Source organism: Nonomuraea fastidiosa (assembly GCF_042751225.1).
Lineage (GTDB): Bacteria > Actinomycetota > Actinomycetes > Streptosporangiales > Streptosporangiaceae > Nonomuraea > Nonomuraea fastidiosa.
Window position 1 is genome coordinate 7,716,557 of the sequence record NZ_CP170570.1, and the last position, 26,550, is coordinate 7,743,106.

Genomic DNA, 26,550 nt, shown 5'->3' on the forward strand with positions numbered 1-26,550 from the left:
CCTGCGCCGGTGCAAGAGCGATGACCAGGGACGTGAGTGGCCAGCCAGAGCAGGGGACGGCCGGGTTGGCTCCATGTGGGCGCGCTCGAGGATCGCGTCCGCCGGGCCTGGGATCCCGGCGCGTTCCCGCCCGCCGAGACGCTGCTGGCGATCATGACGCTGTCGGCGGTGCCGCGCGTCCTGGGCGACCGGCTGGCCGATCACCTGCACGGCGGCATCATCGTGGGGCCGGGGTCGGTGCCGGACTTACCGGGGTTCGAGCACTTACGCGGCACCTCGCTGCCGGTCCAGCAGGGCTGGTGGGACCGCAGCGCCGGCGTCTACGACCCGGCCAGGCGCGCCATCGGGGTCGGCAGCGTGCCGTCGCCGTCGGCGGGCGTGGCGGCGCACGAGCTGGGGCACGCGCTCGACGACATGGACGGCATGCCGTCGCAGAGCCCGTTCTGGATGGGGCTGCACGCCAGGAGCGCGCGGTGGCTGGCGCCGCCGTACCGTGAGACGGTGACCGAGCTGTACGCCGAGGCGTTCGCCTGCGTGCTGGTACGGCGGGCGCGGCGGCTGATCCAGCTCTTCGACGACGAGCACACCGCCCGGCTTGCCTACACCTGGTTCGCCAGCCGGTACGGGATCGGCTGAGCGACGGCCTGAGGCGGCGAGGAGTCCGGCGGCTATGCTGGGGTACGAGACCGTGATGATCGACACGCGCCGCAGCGGACGGAGGGGATGACGCAATGACCGCGATCCTGCTGGCCGGCGGCGTCCTGCGCGTCCCCGCGGCCACCGTGCTGCCCGACGGCACCCACGTCGACGGCACCCGCGACATCACCCCCGAGGCGCCCGACTATCAGGAGTGGCTGCCGCACGCGATCGACGAGAAGGCCTCCTGGCACGGCGACCGCGACGACGAGGCCATCCTGCGCCGCTGGCGCGACTCCTCCGGAGCCTGATCCCTCCTCCGGAAGTCAGGTCGTCACCCGCACCTGCAGCGTCCGCGTGTCCGCCCCGCGCGGCGCGACGGCCATGCCCGCTCTGGTCAGCACCCGTACGGCGGTGCCGATCCTGCCCACCGCCACCGGGTACGGGTCCACGCACGTCACCAGGAACAGGCCCGCCTCGCCCGATGAGATGATGAAGCCGCCGCAGCCGGCCCTGCGCAGCAGCGCGCGGATGCGCTCGGCGTCGCGGTCGCGCTCGCTCCACAGCGGACGCCCGCCCGCGCCCACCCCGTACGTCGGCCCGTCGTCCTGCATGGGCGTCCCGGGGTGCCCGCCGCCGATCAGATGCGGGGCGCCTCCGGGCACGCGCCCGTCATCGCCCTTGTCGCCGTATTTCCGCATGGCGGTCACCTCCCGCCGCCGACTGCCCGGTAAGGGGGCGGTGAAACGGCGGGCACGGCAAAGGGACGGGCCGGAGCCCGCCCCCTCGCCGCCACCCCCGCAATGAGCGGTTTATCGCCTTGCGTAAAGCCCGAGCCTTTCGAGCACGTCAGGGGCCACGCGAGCGGGCGCTCCAGGCCAAGATCGAACCTCAGCCGTCACACGCGTTTCGGCGATCCGTTTGTGCCAATTTTGTCAATCCCGCCCCAACCTGCCCAAACTTGACCTAGTCTTTAGGCACATATGAACAAGCTTCCTCATTCCAAACGCGCGGCCATCGCGGCCGCTGGCCTGGCCTTCACCGTGGCCACGGCTTCGCAAGTGTTCGTCACGGCCGGATCCGCCTCGGCCTCCGCAGCCCCCGCGACCCAGGCGCCGACGCCCGCGCAGGCCGTCCCGGCCCCGGCCGGTGGCCAGAGCAGCGCCGCCCAGAGCAGCGCCGCGCTCGCCAACAAGTCGCTGGCGACCGCCAACCGGATCTACCGCTCCGGGCGCTTCGTCAACGTGAACTGCCGGCCCGGGTCCCTGCCCCGCGGCAGCACCGCCGCCTACAAGCGGTTCCTGACGCGCGTGACCAACTGCCTGAACAAGGCGTGGGCCGCCCAGTTCCGCAAGGTGCGCATGCCCTTCTCCAAGCCGCGGCTGCGCATCGTCACCAGGAAGGTGAACACGCCCTGCGGCCGCTGGACCACCGGCGCCGAGGCCGTGTACTGCTCCGCTGACCGCACCATGTACATGTGGATCAGCAAGCAGCAGCTCCGCCAGCCGTTCCCGCTGGGCATCACGCGGCTGATCGCCCACGAGTACGGGCACCACGTGCAGCAGATCTCCAGGATCTGGAGCTACTACTGGCCGGCCGCCGCCCGTGCGAGCAAGTCCCAGAAGCTCGCGCTGTCCCGCCGCTCCGAGCTGCAGGCCGAGTGCTTCTCCGCGGTCTTCATGTCCACGCTGCGCGGCCAGCCGAACTTCGGCTCGCGCGAGTGGAACTACACCGTGGACTGGTTCAGGAAGAACGGCGCCAAGGGCTGGCCGCAGAACGACCACGGCCGCGGCCCCACCCAGGCGGCCTGGATGACCCGTGGCTACAACAGCGGCTCCCCCGCCGCCTGCAACACCTGGAAGGCCTCCGCCAGGGCCACCCTCTGAGCAGGCCACGAGAACGCCGCGGCTCGTCGAGAGCATGAAAGGGCCGGACCCCTCGGGTCCGGCCCTTCTGCGTCCGTGCTACTTGAACGGCCGCGGCATGTATGGCCGTGCGTAGAATGGGCAGATCGCTCCAGGCCGGGTCGCGAGACTCGGGTCCGGATCATCCGTCCCCCGCCGCCCTCCAGGAGCATTGGTGCAGCACGAGCCCGGTCTCACCGTCACCCACCAGCCGCGTTCGGCTCACCTCCACGTCCTCACCGTCTCCGGCGACCTCGACCACCACACCTCGCCCCGGCTGCAGGCGGCCGTCGACGACCTGGCGCTCGCTCCCGGCGACGCGCTGGTGGTCGATCTGTCGGCGCTGGCGTTCTGCGACTCCACCGGCGTCTCGATCCTCGTCGCCGCCCACCAGCGAGCCAGGGAGGCGGGCGCGCAGGCGGCGCTGGCCGGGCTGGCACCCGACATCGCACACGCCTTCAAGATCATGAGCCTGGACCGGCTGCTCTCCGTCCACGACACCGTCGAGGACGCCGTCACCGCCCTGGACTGAGCCTCCACGCGGCACCACGGCCTCTACGCGGCACCACGTACGTGCACCGCGGAAAACCCGATGACCCCCGACCGCCCCCGCTCACCGCACGCCCCACCTTCATCCACCCACCTTGGGGAGTACACCTTGACCACTTCCGCCGACACCGGCCGGCTCCGCATGGCCGAACTCCTGCGCGAGCAGGAGCGGACGATTCTCAAACGCTGGACCGACCTCGCGGTGACCACCGTCGGCGGACGGGCCGACCGCGGCGTGCTCGCCGGCCGGCTGCGCGACATCTACCAGGCGCTGCTCGACTCGCTCGCCGGGGACGGCGACACCAGCGACCTGCGCGGCCTGCTCGCCGACCTGTCCAGAGCGCAGGCCAGGGAGGGCTTCACGCCCTCTGAGACCGCCTCCGTCGTCTTCGGGCTCAAGGAGGCCGCATACGAGCCGCTGGAGACCGAGGAGGACTTCACCGCGCTGCGCGGCTACATCTGGCTGTCGCGGCTCATCGACGACCTCGGGCTGTTCACGTTCGAGACGTTCGTCAACGCCCGCGAGAGGATCATCTCCGATCAGGCCGAGCAGCTGCTGGAGCTGTCCACCCCGGTGGTCAAGCTGTGGGACGGCATCCTCGCCGTGCCGCTGGTCGGCACCCTCGACTCCGCCCGTACGCAGGTCGTCATGGAGAAGCTGCTGCAGGGGCTGGTCGACACCGGCTCCGAGCACGCCGTCATCGACATCACCGGCGTGCCCGCCGTCGACACCCAGGTCGCGCAGCACTTGCTCAAGGCCGTCGTCGCCGCCCGGCTCATGGGCGCGGAGTGCGTCATCTCCGGCATCCGCCCGCAGATCGCCCACACCATCGTCACCCTCGGCATCGAGTTCGGCGACATCGTCACCAAGGCGACGCTGGCCGACGCGCTCGCGTACACGCTGCGGCGCAGCGGCGTGCAGCTCAAGCAAGGCGCCGACAAGCAGGTCGTCGTGGGGCTGGAGCGGGCCTGATGGATCGTGTCCCCGTGCTCAAGCTCGAAGACCTGCTGATCGTCTCCATCCAGATCGACCTGCAGGACCAGAGCGTCCTGATGCTGCAGGAGGACCTGGCGGACGCGATCGTGCAGAACCGGGCCCGCGGCGTGATCATCGACATCACCGCCGTGGAGATCGTCGATTCCTTCATCGGCCGCATGCTCGCGACCATCGCGTCCATCTCCCGGATGCTGGACGCCGAGACCATCGTCGTCGGGATGCGCCCCGCGGTCGCCATCACGCTCGTCGAGCTGGGGCTCTCGCTCGGCGGCGTGCGTACCGCGCTCAACCTGGAAAAGGGCGTCGCGATGCTCAAGGAGAGCAGCCTGACCGGCCCTGCGACCAGTGCCGCAGCGGTGCCCGGGTGACGACCGCCATCGAGCTCGCCATCGCGGGCAACAGCGACGTGGTCATCGTGCGCCAGCAGGTCCGCACCAGCGCCCAGCAGGTGGGGCTGTCGCTGGTGGACCAGACCAAGCTGGTGACCGCGGCCAGCGAGCTCGCCCGCAACGCGCTCACGTACGCGGGCGGCGGGCACGTGCGCATCGAGGTGGTCAGCAACGGCCTGCGCGACGGCCTGCGGCTGTCGTTCACCGACGAGGGCCCCGGCATCCCCGACGTGGACCAGGCGCTCACCGACGGCTGGAGCACCGGCGGCGGGCTCGGACTCGGGCTCAGCGGCTCGCGGCGGCTGGTCGACGAGTTCGACCTGCGGTCGAAGCCGGGCGAGGGCACGCAGGTGACGGTGGTGAAGTGGGCCAGATGATCCGTTCGCGGGACGAGACCTGGGTGCGCGTGGAGGACGCCAGCTCCATCGGCGCGGTCCGCAGGATCGCGATCACGCTGGCCGAGTCGTGCGGTCTCGACGAGCACGAGCGCGGCAAGGTGGCCGTCGCCGTCAGCGAGGCCGCGTCCAACCTGGTCAAGCACGCCGCCGAGGGCACGATGCTGATCAGGTCGCACCCCGAGGCGCAGGCCGCCGTCGAGGTGATCGCCATGGACAAGGGCCCCGGCATCCGTGACCTGACCCGCGCCGCGCGCGACGGCTACTCCACCACCGGCACGCTCGGCCTCGGCCTCGGCGGCATCGCCAGGATGGCCTCCGCGCACGAGGTCTACACGCTGCCGGGGCGCGGCACCGTGATCAGCATGTGCTTCACCGCCGCCGCTGCCGAGCCCCCGGAGCCGCTGGCCGGCGGGCTGACCCGCCCGATCGGCGAGGAGGCCGTCTGCGGCGACGCCTTCGCCTACGTCGAGTCCGGTACGACCGTGACCGCGATGCTGTGCGACGGCCTCGGCCACGGCGAGCCCGCCGCGGCCGCCTCCCGCGAGGCGGTGCGGGTCTTCCAGGACGGCCACGACCTGCCCGCGGTGGCCGTGCTGGAGCGCATCCACCGGGCGCTGCGCGGCACCAGAGGCGGCGCGGTGGCCGTCGCCCGCCTCGACCGCGCCGGCGGCGTGGTGCGCTACGCCGGGCTCGGCAACGTCTCGGGCTGGATCGTGCACCCCGACGGCCTGGCAGGGCATGATCTCCGTGCCCGGCATCGCCGGGCATCAGCGCGACAGGCTGCGCGAGTACGACTACGCCGTCCCCTCCCACAGCATGCTCGTCCTGCACTCCGACGGGCTCACCGACCGCTGGGACGTCGCCGCCTTCCCGGGCCTGTCCGCGCGCTCCCCCGCCGTCGTGGCCGCCGCCCTGCTCAGAGACGCCGGTACGCGCCGCGACGACGCGACCGTGCTCGCCGTACGGACCGCGCCGTGAACACCTCCCGGCTGACCACCGTCAGGGTCGACGACGACCAGGACGTCTTCGCCATGCGCCGGCTCGGCCGCGAGGTCGCGGCCGCGCTGGAGATGTCCGAGCAGGACCAGATCCGGGTGGCGACCGCGCTCAGCGAGCTGGGCAGGGAGATCGCGATGGAGCGGGGCGCCGGCATGGTCGTCGCCTTCTCCCTCGACCCCGGCGAGCTGGTGGTGGAGGTGAGCTTCGCCGAGGAGGCGGACGGCCACGACACCGAGGGCGTCACGCTGGCCGGCCGGCTCATGGACGCCGTCGACCGCGTACGCCCCGGCAGGCTCGTGCTGCGCAAGCGGCTGCCGCGCGGCGCTCACCCGCTGTCGATCGCCCGGCTGCGCGCCCAGGTCGACGCCCTCGCCCCGGCGAGCGCCATGGACGAGCTGCGCCAGCAGAACCACGAGCTCGCCACCACGCTGGAGGAGGTGCGCCGGCTCAACGCCGAGCTGGCGGAGACCAACCAGGGCGTCATGGCGCTGTACAACCAGCTCTCGGCCGAGCTGGAGGAGACCAACCGCGGCGTCGTCGCGCTCTACGCCGAGCTGGACGAGAAGTCGATGCAGCTCCGGCAGGCCAGCGACGCCAAGAACCGGTTCTGGGCCACGGTCAGCCACGAGCTGCGCACCCCGCTCAATTCCATCATCGGCCTCGTACGGCTGCTCACCGGCCCCGGCGGCGACCCGCTCGCCGCCGAGCAGGCCCGGCAGATCGAGCTGATCGGCTCCTCGGCGGAGACGCTGCTCGCCCTGGTCAGCGAGCTGCTCGACATCGGCAAGGCCGAGTCGGGCCGCCTCGACCCGCAGGCCGCCATGGTCGATCTCGTCGCCCTGGCCGAGCGGCTGCGCATGACGATGTGGCCGGCCAAGGGCAGCGCACGGGTCACGCTGGCGGTACGCGTGCCGCCACCGCCGTTCGCCATGCTCGCCGATGAGGCGATGCTCACCAGGATCCTGCGCAACCTGCTGGCCAACAGCCTGAAGTTCACCCAGGAGGGCGAGGTGCTGCTTGAGGTCACCCACGACGCGGCGGCCAGCGAGGCGGTCTTCACCGTGACCGACACCGGCATCGGCATCCCCGCCGAGCATCTGGAGCGGGTCTTCGAGGAGTTCTACCAGGTGCCGGGGCCCGAGCAGACCCGGGTCAAAGGCACCGGGCTCGGCCTGCCGTACGCGCGGCGGCTGGCCGAGGCGATGGGCGGCACGCTCACCCTCACGAGCCAGGCGGGTGCGGGCACCACGGCGGTGCTGCGGCTGCCGTACGAGCCGGACGACGTCCCCGTGGTGGGGCGCGTGCTGATCGCCGACGACGATGAGAACTTCCGCGCGGGGCTGCGGCGCATGCTGACCGGGTTCGCCGCGCACATCGACGAGGCCCACGACGGGACGGCGGCGCTGGCCGCGATGGCCGCGGCACCGCCCGACCTCGCCCTGCTCGACCTGCTGATGCCGGGCCTCGACGGCGCGGCCGTGCTGCAGCGCATGGCCGGTGACGAGCGGCTGCGCGACGTCCCGGTGATCGTGATCACGATGGCGCTGGCCGGCCGCCACCCCTCCGGCGCCGACGCGGTGCTCGCCAAGCAGGGGCTGCGCCGCGACATGCTGCTGGGCGCGATCCGGCAGGTGCTGGGAGGCGACGATGCCTGACGTCCCGCCGTGGGAGGCGACGATCCTCGTCGTCGACGACACCCCCGCCAAGCTGTACATCCTGTCGAGCTGGCTGCGCCGTGCCGGGTACGCGGTCGTGGAGGCGTCCGGCGGGCTGGAGGCGTTGCAGCGCATCGGCGAGCTGCGCCTCGACCTGGTCGTGCTCGACGTACGGCTGCCCGACATCTCCGGATACGAGGTGTGCGAACGCATCAAGAGCGACCCGGCGACCGCGTCCATCCCCGTCATCCAGATCTCCGGCGCCGCCATCACCGCCGCCGACCGTGCCATCGGGCTGCACCGGGGCGCCGACGGCTACCTCGCCGAGCCCATCGAGCCCGACGAATTCGTGGCCACCGTCAAGGCGGCCCTGCGCTACCACCGGGCGCGGCAGCGCGCCGAGCGGCTGGCCGGGCGGCTGCGCGCGCTCACCGACCTCACGCTGGCCATGAACGCCGCCCAGACCTTCGACGAGCTGCTGTCCACCGCCGTCTCCGGCACCAGCCGGATCCTCAACCGGCACGCCGGGGTGGTGGCGCTCGCGCCGGACGGGCGTACCCGCAGGTTCACCGCCGGGCCGCCGGACGGCGCCGCCGCGCTCAGGACCGCGCCGCCCTCCGCCCTGGAAACCCTCGGCAGGCAGGCGCTCGGCCAGCAGCCCGGCACGGAGCTGCTGACCATACCGCACGCCTACTGGTCGGCGGTCGCGTCCGACACCCCCGCGCGGCGCGACATCACGGCCGTCATGTCCCGCACCAAACGCGACCGGCCGCCCATCCTGCTCGGCGTCGAGCCCGATCCGCCGCTCGACGAGGACGAGGAGAGCATGCTGCGCCAGCTCGGCCAGGCGGTCGCGCTGGCCGTGGAGGCGCTGCGCGCGTACGCCGAGGAGCACGCCATCGCGCTGACGCTGCAGCGCAGCCTGCTGCCCTCCCGCGTCCCGCAGGTGCCCGGACTCGACATCGCCTGGCGGTATCAGCCCGCCGTGGACAACGTCGAGGTGGGCGGTGACTTCTACGAGGTGCTGGAGCTTGACGGCAAGGTGCTGTTCGCGGTCGGCGACGTCCAGGGGCACTCGCTGCTCGCCGCCACCGTGATGGCCGAACTGCGCCACTCGCTGCGGGCCTCGCTCATCGGCAAGATCGAGCTGGATCAGTCGCTGGCGCTGCTCAACGACGTGCTCCGCCGCTACCACCGGCGGATGACGGCGACCGTCTGCCTGATGCTCCTCGACCCGGCCACCGGCGCAGCCCAGATCGCCAACGCCGGCCACATCCCGCCCTTGCTGCTGGACGACGACGGCCAGCCAGGCCGGCGGGGGCTCGGACGGCGCGGGTTCGGACATCGGCGGCGGGGGCGTGCGCACGGCCCGCTACCACGACCGCTTCGGCAACCTCCTGCTGGGCGTGGCCGACGAGATCTACCGCATCGACCACGTCACCGTGCCGCCCGGCGGCGCGGTGCTGATGTTCACCGACGGTCTGGTGGAGGACCGCGACAAGTACCTCGACGACAGCCTGGAGATCGCCCGCCAGGCCGCCTCCCGCATCGGTGACGACGTGAACGAGGCCGCCGATCACCTCATCGCCGCCTTCGGCGCCCGCGAGGACGACGTGGCCCTCGTGATCGTCCGCCGCCACCGCTGACACCTTCGGGACCAAGGGCCGCCCGCATCGCCCTGCGGGCGGCCTCGCCGGTTGCTGAAAAGTTGCAGTGAGCGGTTGACAGGGGTGATGTTCACGTAAACACTCGGCGGGAACGTCACCCGAAGCCCCTTGCGGCGTCGGTTCGCATGCCGCGCCGGATCTGGATGTTAGCGCTAACACACGAACCTCGATCAGCCCCGCCGAAGGATGTCTCCCGTGTCACCGCGCCGCGTGATCGCCGTCTCATGCGCCGTCCTTCTCGGTCTCGCGCTCGCCCCGCCGCCCGCCGCCCAGGCCGCCTCCTGCGCCGCCTACGTGATGGGGTACTTCAACCGGTCGGGGGACAGGTACGCGCTCCACCTGGCGGTCAGCGATGACGGTCTCCAGTGGGCGCCGCGCAATCAGAACGAGCCGGTCGTCACCCCGGCCGCCGGCACGCAGGGCCTGCGCGATCCGTACATTCTGCGCAAGCAGGATGGCACGTTTTTAGTGCTCGCCACCGGCCTCAAGGGTCGCGTCTTCCATCAGAACGACCAGTACATCCACGTGTGGGACTCGGCGAACCTGACGAGCTTCACGAACCATCGCCGGGCGCGCCTGCACACCATGGCGACGCACTCGTGGGCGCCCGAGGCGTTCAAGGTGCCGGCGCGCAACGCGTACGCCGTCATCTACTCGGCCTGCAACGGCACCTCGAACATTGACGGCAACCCGTGGTCGCCGCTCGGGCAGCGGGCCTACACGCCGCCCATCAGCTCGAAGCACGCCACGATCATCCCGATCACCACCGCCGAGAAGGACGCGCTGATCTCCCTCGGGGGCCCGCCCCGGTGGAATCGCAGCAAGTCGTACGTCTTCCCCGACCGCTACCCGCGGCACTCCGGGTTCGCGCTGCGCATCGACCCGCTCGGCTCCGGCTCGGCCCTGGCCGACCGGCAGGACGCCACCTTCATGCTCACGGACTAGGAGGTCCTGCATGCTCCGAAACCTGCGGCGGGCGCTGGCCGCCGCCCTGCTGATCGCCACCGCCCTGGCGATCCCGTCCGCGCCGGCCCAGGCCGCGCCGCTGACGATCACCAACGGCACCCAGTTCCGCGACACCGCCGGGAACGTCCTGCACGCCCACGGCGGCGGCGTGCTCAAGGCGGGCGGCTACTACTACTGGTTCGGCGAGAACCGCAACCCCGACAACACGTTCCGCGCGGTGTCCGTCTACCGCTCGACGGACCTGGTGAACTGGGAGTTCCGGCGCGACGTGCTCACCAGCTCGTCGCACCCCGAGCTGAACGTCGCCAACATCGAACGGCCCAAGGTCATCTACAACGCCGCCACCGGCCGGTACGTGATGTGGATGCACAAGGAGAACGGCCGGGACTACAGCGAGGCGCGGGCCGCCGTCGCCTCGTCGGCCACGGTGGACGGCGACTACACCTACCACGGCAGCTTCCGTCCGCTGGGCCGGCACATGTCGCGGGACATCACGCTGTACGACGACGGCGGCACCGCGTACATGATCTCGGCCGCGGACGAGAACTACGACCTGCACATCTACCGGCTGACCCCCGACTACCTGAACGTCGCCTCGCTGGTGGGCAACTTCTGGAACGACGCGCACCGGGAGGCCCCGGCGATGTTCAAGCGCGGCTCGACGTACTTCCTGCTGACCTCAGGCGCCACCGGGTGGAGTCCCAACCAGGCCAAGTACGCCACCGCGCCCAGCGTCTCGGGCCCGTGGACGGGCTGGACGAACGTGGGCGACGGCACGACGTTCGGCTCGCAACCGGCGTTCGTGCTGCCGGTGCAGGGCAGCTCGACGACGAGCTACCTCTATATGGGCGACCGGTGGGCGGGCGCGTGGGGCGGGCCGGTGAACGACTCGCAGTACGTGTGGCTGCCGATCACGTTCCCGTCGGCGACGAGCATGAGCCTGAGCTGGCACGCGCAGGTGACGATCGACGCCGCCACCGGGGAGATCACCGGCTCGGGCCCGGGCCGGCGTACCGGATCACCGCCCGGCACAGCGGCAAGGTGATGGACGTGGTCAGCGCGTCCACGGCGGACAACGCCGAGATCAAGCAGTATTCGTGGAACGGCGGCGGCAACCAGAAGTGGTACGTCCAGGACGCCGGCGGCGGCTACCACCGGATCGTCAGCGTCGGCAGCGGCAAGTGCCTGGACGTGGCGAGCGCCTCGACGGCCGACGGCGCGAACATCATCCAGTACACCTGCACGGGCGGCGCCAACCAGCAGTGGCAGTGGACCCAGGTCGGCGGCTACTACCAGCTCCGGGCCCGCCACAGCGGCAAGTGCCTCGACGTGGTCGGCGGCTCGACGGCCGACGGCGCCGACATCCAGCAGTACACCTGCGGCAGCGGCACCAACCAGCAGTGGACCCGCACGCAGTCGTGACGACCGGTCAGCCGGCCCGCCACCGCTCCAGGGCCGGCTGCAGGTAGTCGTGCAGCACGGGCAGCTGCGGCACCAGGTCGAGGCAGGCGATGACGCGCAGCATGCCGATGGCGTCGGTGAAGCGCAGCACGTCTGCGTCGAGCGGCCGCAGGCCCTGGCGCTCGGCCCCGCGGTCGTAGGCGGCGGCGAGCTCGGGGCCGAGCCCGGCGAGGTCCCACTCGACGGGGCCGAGCGTGACCAGCTCGAAGTCGGAGTAGAGGTCGCCGGCGACGCCGTGGAAGATGTTGGCCGCCGGGGCGTCGCCGTGCACCGGCTGCACCTCGATGCCGGGGAAGCGCTGCTCGAAGGCGGCGCGGGAGCGTACGAGGGGTTCGAGCTCCCGCCACTCGCGGCGGGCCCGGTCGAGGTCGGCGGGGGCGATGAGATCGGGCCGGTCGCCCAGCCGGCCGAGGCTGTCCTCGACGAACTCGGGCTCGGCGGCCGACAGGAACGACAGCGGCACCGGGCAGTCGCGCAGCGCGGCATGGAGCGCGGGCACGCTCTCGGCGTTGGCGGCGTAGTCGGGCTCCTTGCCGCGGTCCTCCTCGGCGTACTGCCAGAACGTCATCGAGAACCCGTCGCGCCGCACCGGCCGGGCGGGCACGAGCGGGCTCGGCGCGATCACCGGAACGCCCCGCCCGGCGAGCCAGCGGGTCACGTCGAGCTCCGCCTGCTGGCGGCGGGCCAGCACGTCGGGAGTCGCGTACGCGGGCAGCACCACCGGCACCCTGGCCACCACCGGCGCGGGAGCCAGGTGCACGACCACGGAGAACAGGTCGTGCAGCACCTCGGCGTCGGTCACGGTGAGCCCCAGCTCGCGCCCGGCCGCGACGGCGGCGTCGAGCGCGGCGGCGGAACGGCGGGCGAGTGCCTGTGGCTGCGCGGAATCGGTCACATGCTGATCTTTCCATGCCGTACGACCGGCCAGGACGCCCGCATGACCGCGAAAGTCGAGCGCTGGTTATCGAAAAGTAAGGTTGTGATAGATCCAGAACGTGGTATCACAATGACGCATGGCCGACTTCACGCCGCTTTTGCCCGGTGACCCTCAGCAGCTGGGCGGCTACGAGCTTCTCGGAAGGCTGGGCGAAGGGGGACAGGGCGTCGTCTACCTCGCCAAGACCCCCATGGACGTGCGCGTGGCCATCAAATGGCTGCGCCCGTCCGACGACGAAGACAGCGTCGCGCGCTTCCTGCGGGAGGCGGAGGTCGCGCGGCGGGTGGCGGCGTTCTGTACGGCCGCGGTGCTGAGCACGGGCAAGGAGCACGGCCGCCCGTACATCGTCAGCGAGTACGTCGAGGGCCGCTCGCTCGACCGGGTGGTACGCGAGAACGGCCCGCTCGCGGGCGGCGATCTCGAACGCCTGGCCATCGGCACCGCCACCGCGCTGGCCGCGATCCATGAGGCCGGGGTGGTGCACCGCGACTTCAAGCCGGGCAACGTCATCATGAGCGCCAGCGGCCCGCGGGTGATCGACTTCGGCATCGCCCGTACGCTCGACCCGGCCACGATGACGAGCAGCACGCAGATCGGCACGCCCGCGTACATGGCGCCGGAGCAGATTCTGGGGCAGGGCGTGGGCCCGGCGGCCGACATGTTCTCCTGGGCCGGCGCGATGGTCTTCGCCTCCTGCGGCCGGGCACCGTTCGGCAGCGACGGCACGCACGCCGTGATGAGCCGGGTGCTGAACGAGGACCCGCAGCTCGGGGCGCTCGAAGGCAAGCTGGCCGACCTGGCGCGCCGCTGCCTCAGCAAGGACCCGGCGGACCGGCCCACCGCCATGGAGGTGATCACCCAGCTCCTGCGCTCGCCCAAGCCGGGCGTGAACCCGCTGGCCGAGGGCACCAAGCAGGCCGAGCCCGCCGCCGGTACGCCCGCCGGATCGGTCGCGGGACCGACCGCCCCGCCGCCCCCGGGCGCGGCCGGCGCGCTGGCCGGAGGGCCGATCGCCGCCGTGCCCTCCGGGCCCCGCACGCCGCCCACCGGCCCGTCCGGGCGCCAGCGCCGCAAGGTCATGATCATCGCGAGCACCCTGGTCGCCGCGGCCGCCGTGACCGCCGCGATCACGGTGCCGACCCTCCTGGGACGCGACAACTCGCCACCGGCCTCGGCCGCTCCGGCCACCACCACACCGGCCCCCACCGCACCGGATGCCACCTCGCCCACGCCGTCGAACTCCTCCACCCCGACGCCCGCGGCCACACCGACCAGGAGGAAGCTGCCCGGCGGTGACATCACGCTGCACGAGAGTCCGTCCGATCCGATCACGCTCACCCGTTACGTCGTGGGCGATACCGAGTACGCCCGCCAGTCCCTGAACGGCGAGTTCACAAAGTACTCCGACGATCTCGAAGCGGCCCTCTCCCCTGACGGCCGCTACCTGGCGACCAGGCCCGAGGACTACACCTCCGACGGATACGACTCCATCCTCATCACCGACCGGCGCGACGGTTCGAGCTTCCGCGTGAAGACCGTGCGCGACCCGCTGATCGCCGAGATCCGCCACTGGACGAAGGACGGCTCCAAGGTTCTGCTCAACACCAGCCAGCGCGTCGGGAGCGGCGACGACAAGGAGTGGTACACCATCGGCTTCGTCATCATCGACGTGGCCACCGCCAAGGCGAACATCGTCCGGGTGAACGACGAGGAGATCCGCGGCAGCGACTTCGCGTGGGACGCCGAGGACAAGGGTGTGGTCATCGAGTACGGCGAGGGCAGGGGCCTGCGCTTCTTCGACGCCTCCGGCGAGCACGTCCGCGACGTGCCGGGCGTCGGGCCAGTGGCCTCGGGCACGATGGACATCTTCTCGCCGTCGGGCCGGCTGTTCACAACCGCATGTCCGAACGGCAAGGACGGCGAGACCTGCGTTTGGGATTCGGCCACCAGTCAGCGGGTGTACCGCTTCACCTCCGACTGCGACAAGGTGCTCGGCTGGTGGGACGAGCAGCACCTGTACTGCTGGGAGAACGACAACACGAGCAGGGATGAGGTCCGCGTGGTCTCCTTCGACGGCAAGCTGATGCGGCGGCTGCTGGACAAGGGAGACAAGGTGGACTTCGGCCCGTACTACACGATCGACCCCGTGACCTCCTGAACCCCCCGGCACCGGGCCCACGGGCCCTCGTGCGCTCGCATACATAAGCAGATGATATAAGTGTCTTATGCAAGATGATCCCCCCTCTCAACAGATGAACGAGCTGGAGCTCGCCACCGGCCTGATGCGGGTCAGGACGATGATGCGGCTGCTCGACTTCCCGCGGGATCGGTCGTTCACCTCGATGTCGACGCTGGGCCACCTCGAACGCGGCGGCCCGCGCCGTCTCACCGAGCTGGCCGAGCTTGAGGGCGTCACGCAGCCGGCGATGACCCAGCTCGTCTCCCGCCTTGAGCGCGAGGAGCTGGCAGAGCGCCGTCCCGACCCCGAGGACGGCCGCGTCGTGCTCGTCGCGATCACCCAGCAGGGCCGCGACGAGCTGGCCAGGCGCCGTGAGGCGCTGGCCAAGCGGCTGGCCGATGCGATGGCCGAGCTACCGGAGGCGGATAAGGCCGCCATCGCCGCCGCACTGCCCGCACTCGACCGGTTGGTCACTCGCGCACTTGGAGGCAACATATGAGCGGCGGCAGCGCCGGCAATCCCTTCCGGCAGCCGAAGGCCGTCTGGGCGGTGGCCTTCGCCTGCGTCATCTCGTTCATGGGCATCGGGCTCGTCGACCCGATCCTGCCCGCCATCTCCGAAGATCTGAACGCCTCGCCCAGCCAGGTGACGCTGCTCTTCACGAGCTACCTGGTCATCATGGCCGTCGCCATGCTGGTCACCGGCTGGGTGTCCAGCCGCATCGGCGCCAAGCGGACTCTCATCGCCGGTCTCGTGCTGATCGTGGTCTTCAGCGCGCTGGCCGGATCCTCCGACAGCATCGGCGGCATCATCGGCTTCCGCGCCGGCTGGGGCCTCGGTAACTCGCTGTTCGTCGCGACCTCGCTGGCCGTCATCGTGGCCGCCGCCAGCGGCGGCTTCTCCGGCGCCATCATCCTGTACGAGGCCGCGCTCGGCGTCGGCATCGCCGTCGGCCCGCTGCTCGGCGGCCTGCTCGGCCACATCAGCTGGCGCGGCCCCTTCTACGGCGTCGCCGTGCTCATGGCCATCGCGCTCGTCGCCACGATCACCCTGGTCCGCGCACAGCCCAAACCGGCGCGCAAGACCGGGCTGCTCGACCCGATCAAGGCCCTGCGCCACCGCGGCCTGCTCGTCATGAGCCTGACCGCGCTCTGCTACAACTGGGGCTTCTTCACCGTGCTCGGCTACGCGCCGTTCCCCATGGGGCTGCACGCCATCGAGCTCGGCCTGGTCTTCACCGGCTGGGGCCTGATGGTGGCGATCTTCTCGGTGGCCGGCGCGCCCTGGCTGCAGCGCAAGTTCGGCCTGGCGCCCACGCTCTACGGCAACCTGGCGCTGTTCGCGGTCGTCATCTTCGTCATCGCCGCCTTCACCGACAACCCGGCGGTGCTGGTCGCCGCGGTGATCGTGGCCGGCATCTTCATCGGCATCAACAACACGCTCACCACGCAGGCCGTGATGATGGTGGCGCCCGTGGAGCGGCCGGTGGCCTCGGCGGCGTACGGGTTCGTCCGCTTCATCGGCGGCGGCCTGGCCCCGTTCGCGGCCGGCAAGCTGGCCGAGTCCTTCAACGTGCACGTGCCGTTCCTGATCGGGGCGTGCTCGATCGTCCTCGGCATCGTGATCCTCGCCTTCGGCCACCGCGACCTGGTCCGCGCCGAGCGCAAGCAGGTCGAGGTGGACGCGCACGCCCGCGAGGGCGAGGAGGACGCCGAGCTGACCGAGGCCACCGAGGCGAGCACCGGCACGGTGAGCTGACGGCATCGGCACGGCGGCGGGCACCGCACGCATGCCGGCACCGCAGGCGAACCGAGGCCGCATCGACCTCGTCCGCATGAAACGACCCGCCGGGAGCCGCTCCCGGCGGGTCGTCGCGTTCCCGGCCGCCTCACCAGCGGACGGGGACCTCCTGAAGGCCGCCGACCAGCAGGCCCTCCACCCGCTTGAGGTCCTCCGGCGGCACGGCCAGCTCCAGGGTGGGCAGCCTGCGCAGCAGCGTCTCCAGCGTCACCTGCAGCTCGGTGCGGGCCAGCGCCTGGCCGAGGCAGGAGTGCGGGCCCGCACCGAAGGTCAGGTGCGGGTTGGGGCTGCGGCCGAGGTCCATCTCGCCGGCGCGGTCGAAGACGGACTCGTCGCGGTTGCCCGAGGCCATGGCGCACAGCACGGTCGTCCCGGCGGGCAGCACCTCGCCGCCCAGCTCGGCCTCCTCGGTCAGGTAGCGGCGCAGGCCGAAGCCGTGGTTGGCGTCGAAGCGCAGGGACTCCTCCACCGCCGTGCGCACCAGGGAGGGATCGGCCACCAGCCGCTCCCACCGGCTGCGGTCGGCCAGCAGCAGCGCGACCATCTTGCCGATCATGTTGGCGGTGGTCTCGTGCCCGGCGACCAGCAGTCCCATCGCGGTGCTGAGCAGCTCGGCGTCGGACATGCCCTGCCCCTCGCCCTCGCTCTCCCTGATGAGCATGCCGATGAGGTCGTCGGTGTCGCCGTCGCGCTTGCCGGCGATCTGCTCGGACATGTACGCCGCGAACTCGGCCTGTCCCGCCCGCGCCTCCTCCTGCGTGTAGCGGGTGACGCTGAGGAACATGTCGGACCAGCGGGAGAAGCGATGCCGGTCGTCGGCGGGCACGCCCAGCATGTCGCAGATGACGTACACCGGCAGCGGGAAGCCCAGGGCGGCCTTCAGGTCGGCGGGAGCGCCCTTGCGGACCATCTCGTCGATGAGGTGCTCGGCCGTGGCGGTCATCGACGGGCGCAGCGCGGCCATGCGCTTGGCGGTGAAGTACTTGCCGACCAGCCGCCGCCAGCGCAGGTGCTGCTCGCCCTTCATCGGCACGACCATGGTGGACTCGCCGGTGGCCGCCGCACCGCCCGAACCCTCGGGTGCCACCCTGGCCGCGTTGTCGGCGGCGGTGGGGCGGGCGAAGCGGGGGTCGGTCAGCAGGGCCTTGATGTCCGCGTGGCGGGTGAGCATCTTGGCGCGGTCGCCGCTGGGCAGCTCGATGGTGGCCACCGGGCACTGGCCGCGCAGCCGCTCCCACTCCTTGGGCGGCTCCAGTGCCGTCTCGTAGGGCAGCGGGTAGGACAGGACCTGTTCGTCGCTCGTCATATGGCCTCCTCGACCGTTCGCCGCGGCGCTGGCGCGCTCGCCAGGACATCTCCTTTGTGCACGATACACACGAAAAGCATCATGCACACGAGTTGCATCATGCATTCTCTGAGCATCATGCACATTGCCGTAGGGTGCAGGTGAGCGGAAGGCACGAGCGGAGGTTCGCCCATGGACGCCGAGCAGGCGAGCGCCCATCTTGAGCGGGAGCTGATGATCCTCACGCGGCAGCGCGAGCTCACCACGCCGCAGGGCGGGCCCGACGGCGAGCGCCTTGAGCGCAGCGCGTACGTGCTGCTCAGCAGGCTCGAAGTGCAGGGCCCGATGTCGATCGGGGACTTCGTCGAGGCGTTCGGGCTGGCCGCGTCCACCTTCAACCGGCAGACCGCCGCCCTGCTCAAGGACGGGCTGGTCGAACGCACCCTCGACCCCCACGGCAGCCTGGCCCGCAAGTTCCGCATCACCCGTGAGGGCCGGCGGCGGCTGGCCGCCGACCGCGCCAGGATCGTCGAGGGGCTGACGAAGGTGCTGGAAGGGTGGCCGCCCGAGCGGCTTGAGCGCTTCGTCGCCGACTTCCAGCAGTTCAACGAGGACATCGAACGCCTCGTCGGCCGGCCGTGGCCCCGCCCGCAGCAGCCCGCCGACGAGGCCGCGCCCTCCGCGTGACCGTCACCCGGCGCCGCGGGGGTCGTGCAGGTGCAGGCATGAGCCCCGACAATACGAGCATTTTTGAAACGTCCGCGATCACCGCCTCTTTTCGGAACGGTGGCCTACGATCATGGGTTTCCGGGCGAGCGGTGGCGGTGCCCGCACCCGTCTCCGCACGTCCCGAGGGAGAAAGGCGGTTTCGTGACGCAGCTTGTCATCGATGGCCCTGGTGGGTCGGTGGTCCTCGATCCCGGGCGGTCGTACCGGCTCGGCCGCGACCCGGGATCGGACATCGTGGTCAACGCCGACCGGGTCTCGCGTCACCACGCCGTGCTCTGGTTCGAGGGCGGGCAGTGGCTGCTGCAGGACGCGGGCAGCCGTAACGGCACGTACGCGAGCGGCCGTCGCGTCCAGCGCGTCGTCGTGAACCCGGGCACCAGCGTCGGTCTCGGCCAGGCGTCGGGACCCGGGCTGGTCCGCTTCCGCGCCGCCACCCCGCCGCCTCCCCCGGTTCCTCGACGCACGCGAGTGATGGCGCAGGCCGTACAGGCGGGAGCCCGGACCGCGGTGCAGACCGTGGAGGATCCCACGGTGGGCCCGGCGGCGGGGACGGTGCCGTTCCCGCGCGCCGGTCAGTGGCGCGAGCCGGTCTCCATCACGGACCTCACCGGCGTCCAGGTCGTCCGCATCGGGCGGGCCCCCGACAACGACATCGTGCTCACCGACCTGCGGGTGTCCCGGCGGCACGCCGAGCTGCGCGTCACCGCGGGCGTCGCCGAGATCGTGGACCTGAACAGCCGCGGCGGCACGTACGTCAACGGCCGTCCGGTGCGGCGCGCCCGCATCTCCCCCGACGACTTCATCGGCATCGGCACCTCGACGTTCCGGCTGGCGGGCGGCACGCTCACCGAGTACGCCGACACCGGCGAGGTGTGCCTGCAGGCGCACGGCCTGACCGTCACCGTGGACGGCGGCAAGGTGCTGCTGGACGACGTGACGTTCCCGGTAGGCGAGAAGTGCCTGCTGGCGATCGTCGGCCCGAGCGGGTCGGGCAAGTCCACGCTGCTGCGCGCGCTCACCGGGCTGCGCCCCGCCGACCAGGGCGTGGTCACCTACGACGGCCGCGACCTCTACCACGACTACGCCGAGCTGCGCTCGCGCATCGGGCTGGTGCCGCAGGACGACATCCTGCACAGCGTGCTGACCGTGCGCCGCGCCCTGCTCTACGCCGCCGAGCTGCGCTTCCCCGACGACACCAGCCCCCGCGAACGGGAGCGGCGGGTGGACGAGGTGCTGATCCAGCTCGGGCTGGACCACCGCGCCGACACCCGCATCTCGGCGCTGTCCGGCGGCCAGCGCAAGCGCGTCAGCGTGGCCCTGGAGCTGCTGACCAAGCCGTCCCTGCTGTTCCTCGACGAGCCGACGTCCGGGCTGGACCCGGGACTGGACAAGTCGGTCATGCACCTGCTGCGGGACCTGGCCGACGACGGGCGTACGGTCGCGGTGGTCACGCACAGCGTCGCGAACCTGGACGTCTGCGACCGGCTCCTGGTGATGGCGCCGGGCGGGAAGATCGCCTACTTCGGCCCGCCCGGGGAGGCGCTGCCGTTCCTCGGGTTCGACGACTGGGCGGACGTGTTCCTCGCCTTCGACGACCGCACCCGCGACTGGGCCGGCGAGTACGCCCGCTCGCCGCTGCACCAGAAGTACATCACCGCCGACCTCATCCAGCCCGCGACGCCGTCCGCGCCCGTGCACCGGTCGGCACCGCCGAAGCAGCAGAGCTGGCACAGGCAGCTCGGCACGCTGGTGCGCCGCTACTGCCGGGGCATCGTCGCGGACCGGTTGTTCCTCGGCATCACGCTCGTCCTGCCGATCCTCATGGGACTGCTCGCCCGCGTCGTGCCGACCGGCGACCTGACGGGGCCGCCGGGCAGCAACCCCAGCGCCGTCAACCTGCTGCTGATCCTGTGCGTGGGCGGCTGCCTCACCGGGGCCGCCAACGCGGTGCGCGAGCTGGTCAAGGAGCGCGTCATCTACCAGCGCGAACGCGCGGTGGGGCTGTCAAGATCCGCCTACCTGTGCTCCAAGCTGCTGGTGCTCGGCCTGATCACCGTGGCGCAGGGGGTCGTGCTGACGCTGGTGGCGATGGTGAACGTCGAGACGCCCGGCGAGGGGGTGTTCACCGCCCCGATGGCGGAGCTGGCGATCGCCGTCGCGCTGCTGTCGTTCACCGCGATGACGGTCGGGCTGCTCATCTCCGCGGTGGCCAAGACCAGTGAGACGACGATGCCGCTGCTCGTGCTGGCCACGCTGGTGCAGCTCGTGTTCTGCGGGGCGCTGGTGCACCTGGAGGGCAAGGCGGTGATGGAGCAGATCGCCTGGCTCGTCCCGGCCCGGTGGGCGCTGGCCGCGCTGGCGGCCACGCTCGACGTCGGCCTGCTCATGCCGCTCACCGACGACCCGCCGGACCCGCTGTGGGAGCGGGACCTCGGCACGTGGCTGCTCGACGTGGGGGTGCTGGCCGGGCTCGCCGTGGTCTGCTCGTTCGCGGTGGCCCGCCTGCTGCGGCGCCACGAGCCGGCGGTGATGCGCGCCCGCTGACCACGGCTCCCACCGGGGGTTTTCGCAGGAAATCCTCAGTTTTGCCGTATATGGTGACAGCCCCCGAGCAAGTCACCGAGCCGCCGTGACCCCTGACAGCCGTCCGCGCGGGCCCAGGGGCCATGGGGGCGGAAGGATCGAAAGTCGCGCCATGGGAGTCGTACACAAAGGGTTCAAACGGCGAGCACGACTTCTCCGCGAGGCGCTACGGCCACCCCGGCAGTTTCCGAGCTCGGAGCAGGGCAACTCCGGGCTCGCCGAGGGGCTGAAGGCGCGGCGGCCCCCGAAGCGCACCCAGATCGTCGACTACAACGTCCCGGCGGTGCCGCGGCTGGTGCGCTCCCCCGTCTTCGTCATCGCCCCCATACGTTCCGGCTCGACGCTGCTGCGCATGCTGCTGAACAGCCACTCGCGTATCCGCGCCCCGCACGAGCTGCACCTGCGCACCATCGAAGTGGCGCTGACGCCCGGCTTCTCCGAGGCGTCCATGCAGGAGCTGGAGCTGGACAAGGTGGAGCTGGAGCACGTCCTGTGGGACCGCATCCTGCACCTGGAGCTGCTGCGCAGCGGCAAGGACATCATCGTCGACAAGACGCCGGGCAACGTCTTCATCTGGGAGCGGCTGCGGTACGTCTGGCCGGAGGCGAAGTTCCTGTTCATGCTGCGCCACCCGGAGGGCGTGGTCTCCTCGCTGCAGAAGCGCAAGGACAACACCGCCACCCGGGAGTCGCTGGAGGCGACCGCGCTGAAGTACTTCAAGCCGCTGGAGCGGGCCCGCAACGAGATCGGCGGCCTGAGCGTGCGCTATGAGGAGCTGACCGCGCGGCCCGAGGCGGTCACCCGGGAGATCTGCGCGTACCTGGGCGTGGAGTGGGAGCCGGGCATGCTCGACTACGGCAAGCACTACCAGGGGCAGTTCGTGCCGAACCTGGGCGACCGCAGCGACACCATCAAGTCGGGACGCATCCAGGCCGCCCGCACGTTCGAGGACGTCACGCTGCCGCCCAAGCTCGCCAAGTACGCCGCCGCCTGGGGCTACCAGTAGTCAGTACACGCGGGCCAGCCAGCGGCCGTGCGCCGTCCAGCACTCGGCGCCGGCGAAGCCGGCGGCCAGCGCGATCCGGCGCACGTCGTTGGCCGAGACCGTGGCCCAGCCGAACCACTCACCCGCCCGCGCGCCCCGGCGCAGCCTGAGCCGGTCCACCCTGCTGCGGGTGCCGGGCGGTGCGACCTCGGCCAGGATCGTGCCGCCCGGCCGCAGCAACTGCCTGATCCGGTGCAGCAGCGCCTCGGGGTTGCCGCCGATGCCGATGTTGCCATCGGCCAGCAGCGCGGTCGCCCATCTGCCGCTGCCGGGCACCTCGTCGAAGATGTCGCGCAGCAGCGCGAACCCGCCCGCCCGCCGGGTCAGCGCGACCGCGCGCGGTGTGATGTCGATGCCGAGCGCGCGGATGCCGCGCCTGGTCAGCTCGGCGGTGAGCCGGCCGGGCCCGGAGCCCACGTCCAGGGTGGGGCTGGCGCAGCGGCTCAGCAGCTCCTCGTCGCCGTCGATGAGCCGGAACCAGCGGGCGGCCTCCAGCGGCACGACGGTGCCGTCCACGTACTCGATCTCGGCCGTCTCACCGGCGAGCGCCTCGGCGTACAGGTCTCCGATCATCGGCCCAGCTCCCGCAGCTTGGCCGCGAAGCCGGAGCCCGGCGCGGCGTCGGCCACGGCGGCGGCGTCCGCGGCGGTGTCGACGTCGATCAGCTCGGGCAGCCAGTGCACGCTGAGCCCGGCGCGGTCGAGCCGGTCGAGCTGGTGCTTGCCGGTCTCCGGATGCGACATGGGCACGCCGAGCAGCAGCGACGGGTCGGGGCGGCGCAGGCCGAGCAGCCAGAAGCCGCCGTCGGCGGCCGGGCCGTACACCGCGTCGTCGTCCTCTAACGCCAGTGCCGCCTCGCGCAGCAGCTCCGGCGTGACCTGCGGGGTGTCCATGCCGATGAGCACGATCGGCCCCGGCCGCAGCCGGTGGGCGTCGGTGAACGCGGCGGCGAGGCGCTCGTCCAGCCCGGCACCGCGCTGCGGGATCACCACGACGTCCGGCGGCAGCCAGCGTCCCGGCAGCCCGTCGAGCGCCAGGACCGGCCGGGCGGCCACCGCGGACGCGGCGCGCAGGCTGTCGCACAGCGCGGCCTCGGCCAGCGCCGCGGCCTCCTCCTGGCTGAACGGCGGCGTCAGCCGGGTCTTCACCTTCCCCGGCAGCGGCTCCTTGGCGATGATCACGATCTGCGGCTCGTTCAGGGTACTCATTCCTTCGCTGAGATCCCGGCCATGACCGGCCGCCGGGCGAGCGGCACGGCGGCCACGGCCAGCGCGGACGCGGTGTAGAAGACGGTGGCGAGGACGCCGGGCCCGGCCGGGCCGTCCACGTAGGCGATGGCGCCGGCCAGCGCCGTGCCCAGCCACTCCGGGCGGCCCGCCATCGCGGCCAGGGCGACCACGAGCAGCGCGTACCAGGAGTAGCCGGGGGTGAGCAGCAGCAGGAACGCGCCGCTCACCACCAGCGCGCCGTCCCAGGGCCGGCGGGCGTCGCCATGACGCAGGACGAGGACGGCGACGAGCGCCAGCAGCGCGATCGCCGCGTACGGCGCCCACGAGTCCGGCAGCAGCAGGCGGAGCACGGCGTAGCGGTTGCCGTCGGCGGCCTCCTCGTAGCGCTCCTCCTTGAGGTAGCCCGGCAGGTAGCCGATCACGGAGGGGCCGGAGGCCAGCACGTACGGCACGTACGACAGCGCCACCACCGCCACGGCGGGACCGAGCGTGGCCACGATCCGGCGCGGGCGCAGGTCGCCCGCCAGCGCGCCGGGCAGCGCCGTGACGGGCAGGAGCTTGGCCGCGACGGCGGCGCCGAGCAGCGCGCCGCGCCCCCGTACGACGGTGAAGGCCAGCACCACGAGCAGCACGCCCAGCATGTCGACGTGCGCGTTGTTGACCGCCTCCACCGGCACGGCCGGGCACCACGCCCAGTAGACGGCCTTGCGCGGCCCGGCGACCCGGCACAGCACGAGCAGCGCCGCCACGGCCAGCAGGAAACCGGCCACCTGCAGCGGCTTGAGCCCCGCGTCCTCCGGCGACAGCCAGTGGACGAGCAGGAAGTAGCCCTGTGCGAGCGGCGGGTAGATCGTCGGCACGGTGGGCCGGTTGATGCGCGTGCAGCCGCCGTCGGGCAGCGGGTACAGCCCGGTGCAGTCCTGCGGGAACAGCCAGGGGTCGCGCACCCCGGCCAGCGCCGGATCGGACGGCGGGTAGGCGTACGGGGAGATGCCCGCGGCCTGCACCTGGCCGTCCCAGACGTAGCGGTAGGCGTCGGTGCTGCTGCTCGGCGGCGCGGTCAGACCGGTGGCGGCCAGCACGATCCCGCCCGCGACGACCAGCGGGCCGAGCCAGGCTCTCCGGCAGCCGCCGCGCCGCGAGCACGGCGGCGGCGAACAGCGCCCACGCGGCCAGGTACCACCCGAGGCGGGGCGGCCCCGAGACGGTCACGACCAGGACGGCCGCCAGGGCGGCGAGCGCCGCGCCGGATGCGAAGAGGGTTCGGCTCACGGGGCGCAGCCTGGCATCCCGCGACGGCTCGCGGGGCCCGGCGGCGGGGGTTGTTCGGGGTCCGTAAGAACCCTTACGAACCCCTTACGCGCGGTCGCGCGGCGGTGGCGGACGGCTAGCGTCGGCGGCGTGAGAGTCATGGTCACCGGCTCGGCCGGTTTCATCGGCCGGCACGTCGTGGACGGCCTGCGGGACGCCGGGCACGACGTCGTCGGCCTGGACATCAGTGACGGCGTGGACGTGCGCGACCCGGACGCCCTGGACGCGCTGCTGCCCGGCGTCGAGGTGGTGGTGCATCAGGCGGCCAAGGTCGGGCTCGGCGTGGACGTCTCCGACCTGCCCGACTACGCCTCGGTCAACGTGTACGGCACGGCCGTGCTGCTCGCCGCCATGGCCAGGCACGACGTGCGGCGGCTGGTGCTGGCGTCCTCGATGGTGATCTACGGCGAGGGCCGCTACGCCTGCGCCGAGCACGGCGACGTCCGGCCGGGCCCGCGCGCCGTGGCGGACCTGGAGCGCGGCAGGTTCGACCCGCCGTGCCCGCACTGCGGCGAGCCGCTGGCCTGGGCGGAGGTCGGGGAGGACACGCCGCCCGACCCGCGCAACGCCTACGCCACCACCAAGCTCGCCCAGGAGCACCTGGCCGCCAACTGGGCCAGGGAGACCGGCGGCAGCGCGGCGGCGCTCAGGTACCACAACGTCTACGGGCCGCACATGCCGCTCGACACCCCGTACGCGGGCGTCGCCGCGATCTTCCGCTCGGAGCTGCGGGCGGGACGGCCGCCGCAGGTGTTCGAGGACGGCCGCCAGCGGCGCGACTTCGTCCACGTACGCGACGTGGCCAGGGCGAACCTCGCCGCTGTGACCGCCGAAGTCCCGGCCGGCACGCTGCGCGCCTGGAACATCGCCTCCGGCAGCCCGCACACCGTGGGCGAGATGGCCTCCGCACTCGCCGCCGAACGGGGCGGGCCGCAGCCGCAGGTCACCGGCCGCTACCGGCTGGGCGACGTGCGCCACATCGTGGCCTCGCCCGCGCGGGCCGCCGCCGAGCTCGGCTTCCGCGCCGAGATCGGGTTCGACGCCGGTATGAAGGAGTTCGCCAGGTCATGACCGTCGATGTGATCCTGCCGTGCCTGAACGAGGAGGCCGCGCTGGCCTGGGTGCTGGAGCGCATGCCCGGCGGCTACCGGCCGATCGTGGTGGACAACGGCTCCACCGACCGCTCGCCGCAGATCGCCGCCGAGCTGGGCGCCGAGGTGGTGCGCGAGCCCGTACGCGGCTTCGGCTCGGCCTGCCACGCCGGGCTGCTCGCCGCGTCCGCCGAGGTGGTGTGCTTCATGGACGCCGACGCCTCGCTCGACCCCGGCCAGCTCCACCGGGTCGCCGCGCCGGTCCTCGGCGGCGAGTCGGACCTGGTGCTCGGGCGGCGGGTGCCGGGCGCGGCCGGCGCCTGGCCCGTGCACGCCCGGCTGGGCAACGCGGTGCTGGCTGGCATCCTGCGCCGGCACACCGGCGCTCCCCTCCACGACCTCGGCCCGATGCGGGCGGCCAGGCGTGCGGCGCTGCTCTCGCTCGGCCTGGCCGACCGCCGCTTCGGCTATCCCCTGGAGATGGTGCTGCGCGCGGCGGCGGCCGGTTGGCGGATCGGCGAGGTGGAGGTGGACTACCTGCCGCGCAAGGGCCGCTCCAAGGTGACCGGCACGCTGCGCGGCACGCTCAACGCCATCGCCGACATGCGCCGCGTCATGGCCGAGGTCCGCGCCGGCTGAGCCTGCCCGCCCGCGCTCCGGCCGGTCACCTGGCGGTGCGCGCCGGCTGCAGGGGTGTGCGGGGCGGCCACCTCCCAGGTGCCGTGCCGGCGGACGCCGGG

26 protein-coding genes and 1 pseudogene are annotated in these 26,550 nt (G+C 72.2%); 21 read left to right on the forward strand and 6 right to left on the reverse strand.

All coding sequences use genetic code 11. The annotated features are described in order from the left end of the window. The first annotated feature begins 75 nt into the window (after window positions 1-75). Together ACFMQL_RS35505 and ACFMQL_RS35510 are read left to right on the forward strand one after the other, a co-directional pair. On the forward strand, window positions 76-636 hold the full coding sequence (locus ACFMQL_RS35505) for a hypothetical protein (RefSeq protein WP_364050610.1): 561 nt from the start codon (window positions 76-78) through the stop codon (window positions 634-636). A gap of 95 nt (window positions 637-731) precedes the next feature. Next, complete coding sequence (locus ACFMQL_RS35510; protein ID WP_378789169.1) at window positions 732-947, forward strand: hypothetical protein; 216 nt, start codon at window positions 732-734, stop codon at window positions 945-947. Window positions 948-962: 15 nt separating this feature from the next. On the opposite strand, the gene ACFMQL_RS35515 is transcribed toward ACFMQL_RS35510, so the two are convergent. Continuing rightward, on the reverse strand, window positions 963-1,337 hold the full coding sequence (locus tag ACFMQL_RS35515; RefSeq protein ID WP_364050604.1) for a hypothetical protein: 375 nt from the start codon (window positions 1,335-1,337) through the stop codon (window positions 963-965). 282 nt (window positions 1,338-1,619) lie between these two features. On the opposite strand from ACFMQL_RS35515, the gene ACFMQL_RS35520 reads away from it, so the two are divergent. The 11 genes and pseudogenes from ACFMQL_RS35520 to ACFMQL_RS35570 all read left to right on the forward strand — a co-directional run bounded on the left by ACFMQL_RS35520 (window position 1,620) and on the right by ACFMQL_RS35570 (window position 11,582). Beyond that, entirely contained in the window at window positions 1,620-2,522 is a 903-nt protein-coding gene (locus ACFMQL_RS35520; protein WP_378789171.1) for a neutral zinc metallopeptidase, read from the forward strand. Window positions 2,523-2,715: 193 nt separating this feature from the next. Beyond that, on the forward strand, window positions 2,716-3,072 hold the full coding sequence (locus ACFMQL_RS35525) for an STAS domain-containing protein (protein WP_364050598.1): 357 nt from the start codon (window positions 2,716-2,718) through the stop codon (window positions 3,070-3,072). A gap of 126 nt (window positions 3,073-3,198) precedes the next feature. After that, on the forward strand, window positions 3,199-4,062 hold the full coding sequence (locus ACFMQL_RS35530) for an STAS domain-containing protein (RefSeq protein WP_364050595.1): 864 nt from the start codon (window positions 3,199-3,201) through the stop codon (window positions 4,060-4,062). After that, complete coding sequence (locus ACFMQL_RS35535; protein WP_364050592.1) at window positions 4,062-4,454, forward strand: STAS domain-containing protein; 393 nt, start codon at window positions 4,062-4,064, stop codon at window positions 4,452-4,454. Before ACFMQL_RS35530 ends, ACFMQL_RS35535 begins: the two co-directional genes overlap by 1 nt. Beyond that, a complete protein-coding gene (locus ACFMQL_RS35540) occupies window positions 4,451-4,852 on the forward strand; it encodes an anti-sigma regulatory factor (RefSeq protein WP_378789174.1) in 402 nt (133 codons plus the stop codon). The genes ACFMQL_RS35535 and ACFMQL_RS35540 overlap by 4 nt, the downstream gene beginning before the upstream one ends. Then, window positions 4,849-7,527, forward strand: a complete 2,679-nt coding sequence (locus ACFMQL_RS35545; protein WP_378789175.1) for an ATP-binding protein — start codon at window positions 4,849-4,851, stop codon at window positions 7,525-7,527. Before ACFMQL_RS35540 ends, ACFMQL_RS35545 begins: the two co-directional genes overlap by 4 nt. Further along, window positions 7,520-8,773, forward strand: a pseudogene (locus ACFMQL_RS35550) (response regulator); the annotation flags it as partial. The gene ACFMQL_RS35545 and the pseudogene ACFMQL_RS35550, both read left to right, overlap by 8 nt. Before the next feature lie 160 nt (window positions 8,774-8,933). Next, the gene (locus tag ACFMQL_RS35555; protein WP_378789177.1) at window positions 8,934-9,173 is read left to right on the forward strand and encodes a SpoIIE family protein phosphatase; all 240 of its coding nucleotides are present in this window, start codon (window positions 8,934-8,936) and stop codon (window positions 9,171-9,173) included. Window positions 9,174-9,389: 216 nt separating this feature from the next. Next, on the forward strand, window positions 9,390-10,139 hold the full coding sequence (locus ACFMQL_RS35560) for a hypothetical protein (RefSeq protein WP_378789179.1): 750 nt from the start codon (window positions 9,390-9,392) through the stop codon (window positions 10,137-10,139). Window positions 10,140-10,149: 10 nt separating this feature from the next. Then, window positions 10,150-11,205: a family 43 glycosylhydrolase gene (locus tag ACFMQL_RS35565; RefSeq protein ID WP_378789180.1), complete on the forward strand. Its 1,056-nt coding sequence runs from the start codon at window positions 10,150-10,152 to the stop codon at window positions 11,203-11,205. 5 nt (window positions 11,206-11,210) lie between these two features. Beyond that, on the forward strand, window positions 11,211-11,582 hold the full coding sequence (locus tag ACFMQL_RS35570; protein ID WP_378789182.1) for an RICIN domain-containing protein: 372 nt from the start codon (window positions 11,211-11,213) through the stop codon (window positions 11,580-11,582). 7 nt (window positions 11,583-11,589) lie between these two features. On the opposite strand, the gene ACFMQL_RS35575 is transcribed toward ACFMQL_RS35570, so the two are convergent. Then, window positions 11,590-12,516 carry an aminoglycoside phosphotransferase family protein gene (locus tag ACFMQL_RS35575; RefSeq protein ID WP_364050578.1) on the reverse strand — a complete coding sequence of 309 codons (927 nt, stop codon included), beginning with the start codon at window positions 12,514-12,516 and terminating at the stop codon, window positions 11,590-11,592. Between the two features lie 118 nt (window positions 12,517-12,634). On the opposite strand from ACFMQL_RS35575, the gene ACFMQL_RS35580 reads away from it, so the two are divergent. From ACFMQL_RS35580 to ACFMQL_RS35590, 3 genes are all read left to right on the forward strand, one after another. After that, window positions 12,635-14,716 carry a protein kinase gene (locus ACFMQL_RS35580; protein ID WP_378789183.1) on the forward strand — a complete coding sequence of 694 codons (2,082 nt, stop codon included), beginning with the start codon at window positions 12,635-12,637 and terminating at the stop codon, window positions 14,714-14,716. Window positions 14,717-14,810: 94 nt separating this feature from the next. Then, entirely contained in the window at window positions 14,811-15,236 is a 426-nt protein-coding gene (locus tag ACFMQL_RS35585) for a MarR family transcriptional regulator (RefSeq protein WP_364050572.1), read from the forward strand. After that, entirely contained in the window at window positions 15,233-16,495 is a 1,263-nt protein-coding gene (locus tag ACFMQL_RS35590) for an MFS transporter (RefSeq protein WP_364050569.1), read from the forward strand. The genes ACFMQL_RS35585 and ACFMQL_RS35590 overlap by 4 nt, the downstream gene beginning before the upstream one ends. Window positions 16,496-16,625: 130 nt before the next feature. Here ACFMQL_RS35590 and ACFMQL_RS35595 read toward each other — a convergent pair whose 3' ends face one another. Then, a complete protein-coding gene (locus ACFMQL_RS35595) occupies window positions 16,626-17,843 on the reverse strand; it encodes a cytochrome P450 (protein ID WP_364050566.1) in 1,218 nt (405 codons plus the stop codon). 171 nt (window positions 17,844-18,014) lie between these two features. Between ACFMQL_RS35595 and ACFMQL_RS35600 the strand changes: the two genes are divergently transcribed. The 3 genes from ACFMQL_RS35600 (at window position 18,015) to ACFMQL_RS35610 (ending at window position 22,140) form a co-directional block, all read left to right on the forward strand. After that, window positions 18,015-18,509, forward strand: coding sequence for a MarR family transcriptional regulator (locus tag ACFMQL_RS35600; RefSeq protein WP_364050563.1), 495 nt, complete (start codon window positions 18,015-18,017; stop codon window positions 18,507-18,509). A 183-nt stretch (window positions 18,510-18,692) separates the two neighbouring features. Next, window positions 18,693-21,095, forward strand: a complete 2,403-nt coding sequence (locus tag ACFMQL_RS35605; protein WP_364050560.1) for an FHA domain-containing protein — start codon at window positions 18,693-18,695, stop codon at window positions 21,093-21,095. A gap of 151 nt (window positions 21,096-21,246) precedes the next feature. Continuing rightward, window positions 21,247-22,140 carry a sulfotransferase gene (locus tag ACFMQL_RS35610; RefSeq protein WP_364050557.1) on the forward strand — a complete coding sequence of 298 codons (894 nt, stop codon included), beginning with the start codon at window positions 21,247-21,249 and terminating at the stop codon, window positions 22,138-22,140. Here ACFMQL_RS35610 and ACFMQL_RS35615 read toward each other — a convergent pair whose 3' ends face one another. The 3 genes from ACFMQL_RS35615 to ACFMQL_RS35625 are packed head-to-tail and all read right to left on the reverse strand — an operon-like array spanning window position 22,141 to window position 24,490. Further along, window positions 22,141-22,752 (reverse strand): class I SAM-dependent methyltransferase, encoded by a 612-nt coding sequence (locus tag ACFMQL_RS35615; protein ID WP_378789187.1) that lies wholly within the window; start codon window positions 22,750-22,752, stop codon window positions 22,141-22,143. Next, window positions 22,749-23,387, reverse strand: coding sequence for a TIGR04282 family arsenosugar biosynthesis glycosyltransferase (locus ACFMQL_RS35620; RefSeq protein ID WP_364050551.1), 639 nt, complete (start codon window positions 23,385-23,387; stop codon window positions 22,749-22,751). Before ACFMQL_RS35620 ends, ACFMQL_RS35615 begins: the two co-directional genes overlap by 4 nt. Then, entirely contained in the window at window positions 23,384-24,490 is a 1,107-nt protein-coding gene (locus tag ACFMQL_RS35625; RefSeq protein WP_378789190.1) for a glycosyltransferase 87 family protein, read from the reverse strand. Before ACFMQL_RS35625 ends, ACFMQL_RS35620 begins: the two co-directional genes overlap by 4 nt. A gap of 319 nt (window positions 24,491-24,809) precedes the next feature. Here ACFMQL_RS35625 and ACFMQL_RS35630 point away from each other — a divergent pair, with 319 nt between their 5' ends. Both ACFMQL_RS35630 and ACFMQL_RS35635 read left to right on the forward strand, forming a co-directional pair. Then, the gene (locus ACFMQL_RS35630) at window positions 24,810-25,790 is read left to right on the forward strand and encodes an NAD-dependent epimerase/dehydratase family protein (protein WP_364050545.1); all 981 of its coding nucleotides are present in this window, start codon (window positions 24,810-24,812) and stop codon (window positions 25,788-25,790) included. Next, window positions 25,787-26,449, forward strand: coding sequence for a glycosyltransferase family 2 protein (locus tag ACFMQL_RS35635; RefSeq protein WP_364050542.1), 663 nt, complete (start codon window positions 25,787-25,789; stop codon window positions 26,447-26,449). The genes ACFMQL_RS35630 and ACFMQL_RS35635 overlap by 4 nt, the downstream gene beginning before the upstream one ends. Window positions 26,450-26,550 lie beyond the last annotated feature (101 nt).

Bases quoted from the DNA above. Each gene is read 5' to 3' on its own strand.
- ACFMQL_RS35600 (WP_364050563.1), top strand. From the start codon at position 18,015: ATGGACGCCGAGCAGGCGAGCGCCCATCTTGAGCGGGAGCTGATGATC.
- ACFMQL_RS35590 (WP_364050569.1), top strand. From the start codon at position 15,233: ATGAGCGGCGGCAGCGCCGGCAATCCCTTCCGGCAGCCGAAGGCCGTC.
- ACFMQL_RS35565 (WP_378789180.1), top strand. From the start codon at position 10,150: ATGCTCCGAAACCTGCGGCGGGCGCTGGCCGCCGCCCTGCTGATCGCC.
- ACFMQL_RS35510 (WP_378789169.1), top strand. From the start codon at position 732: ATGACCGCGATCCTGCTGGCCGGCGGCGTCCTGCGCGTCCCCGCGGCC.
- ACFMQL_RS35635 (WP_364050542.1), top strand. From the start codon at position 25,787: ATGACCGTCGATGTGATCCTGCCGTGCCTGAACGAGGAGGCCGCGCTG.
- ACFMQL_RS35585 (WP_364050572.1), top strand. From the start codon at position 14,811: ATGAACGAGCTGGAGCTCGCCACCGGCCTGATGCGGGTCAGGACGATG.
- ACFMQL_RS35580 (WP_378789183.1), top strand. From the start codon at position 12,635: ATGGCCGACTTCACGCCGCTTTTGCCCGGTGACCCTCAGCAGCTGGGC.
- ACFMQL_RS35615 (WP_378789187.1), bottom strand. From the start codon at position 22,752: ATGATCGGAGACCTGTACGCCGAGGCGCTCGCCGGTGAGACGGCCGAG.
- ACFMQL_RS35535 (WP_364050592.1), top strand. From the start codon at position 4,062: ATGGATCGTGTCCCCGTGCTCAAGCTCGAAGACCTGCTGATCGTCTCC.
- ACFMQL_RS35520 (WP_378789171.1), top strand. From the start codon at position 1,620: ATGAACAAGCTTCCTCATTCCAAACGCGCGGCCATCGCGGCCGCTGGC.
- ACFMQL_RS35515 (WP_364050604.1), bottom strand. From the start codon at position 1,337: ATGCGGAAATACGGCGACAAGGGCGATGACGGGCGCGTGCCCGGAGGC.
- ACFMQL_RS35620 (WP_364050551.1), bottom strand. From the start codon at position 23,387: ATGAGTACCCTGAACGAGCCGCAGATCGTGATCATCGCCAAGGAGCCG.
- ACFMQL_RS35545 (WP_378789175.1), top strand. From the start codon at position 4,849: ATGATCCGTTCGCGGGACGAGACCTGGGTGCGCGTGGAGGACGCCAGC.
- ACFMQL_RS35610 (WP_364050557.1), top strand. From the start codon at position 21,247: ATGGGAGTCGTACACAAAGGGTTCAAACGGCGAGCACGACTTCTCCGC.
- ACFMQL_RS35595 (WP_364050566.1), bottom strand. From the start codon at position 17,843: ATGACGAGCGACGAACAGGTCCTGTCCTACCCGCTGCCCTACGAGACG.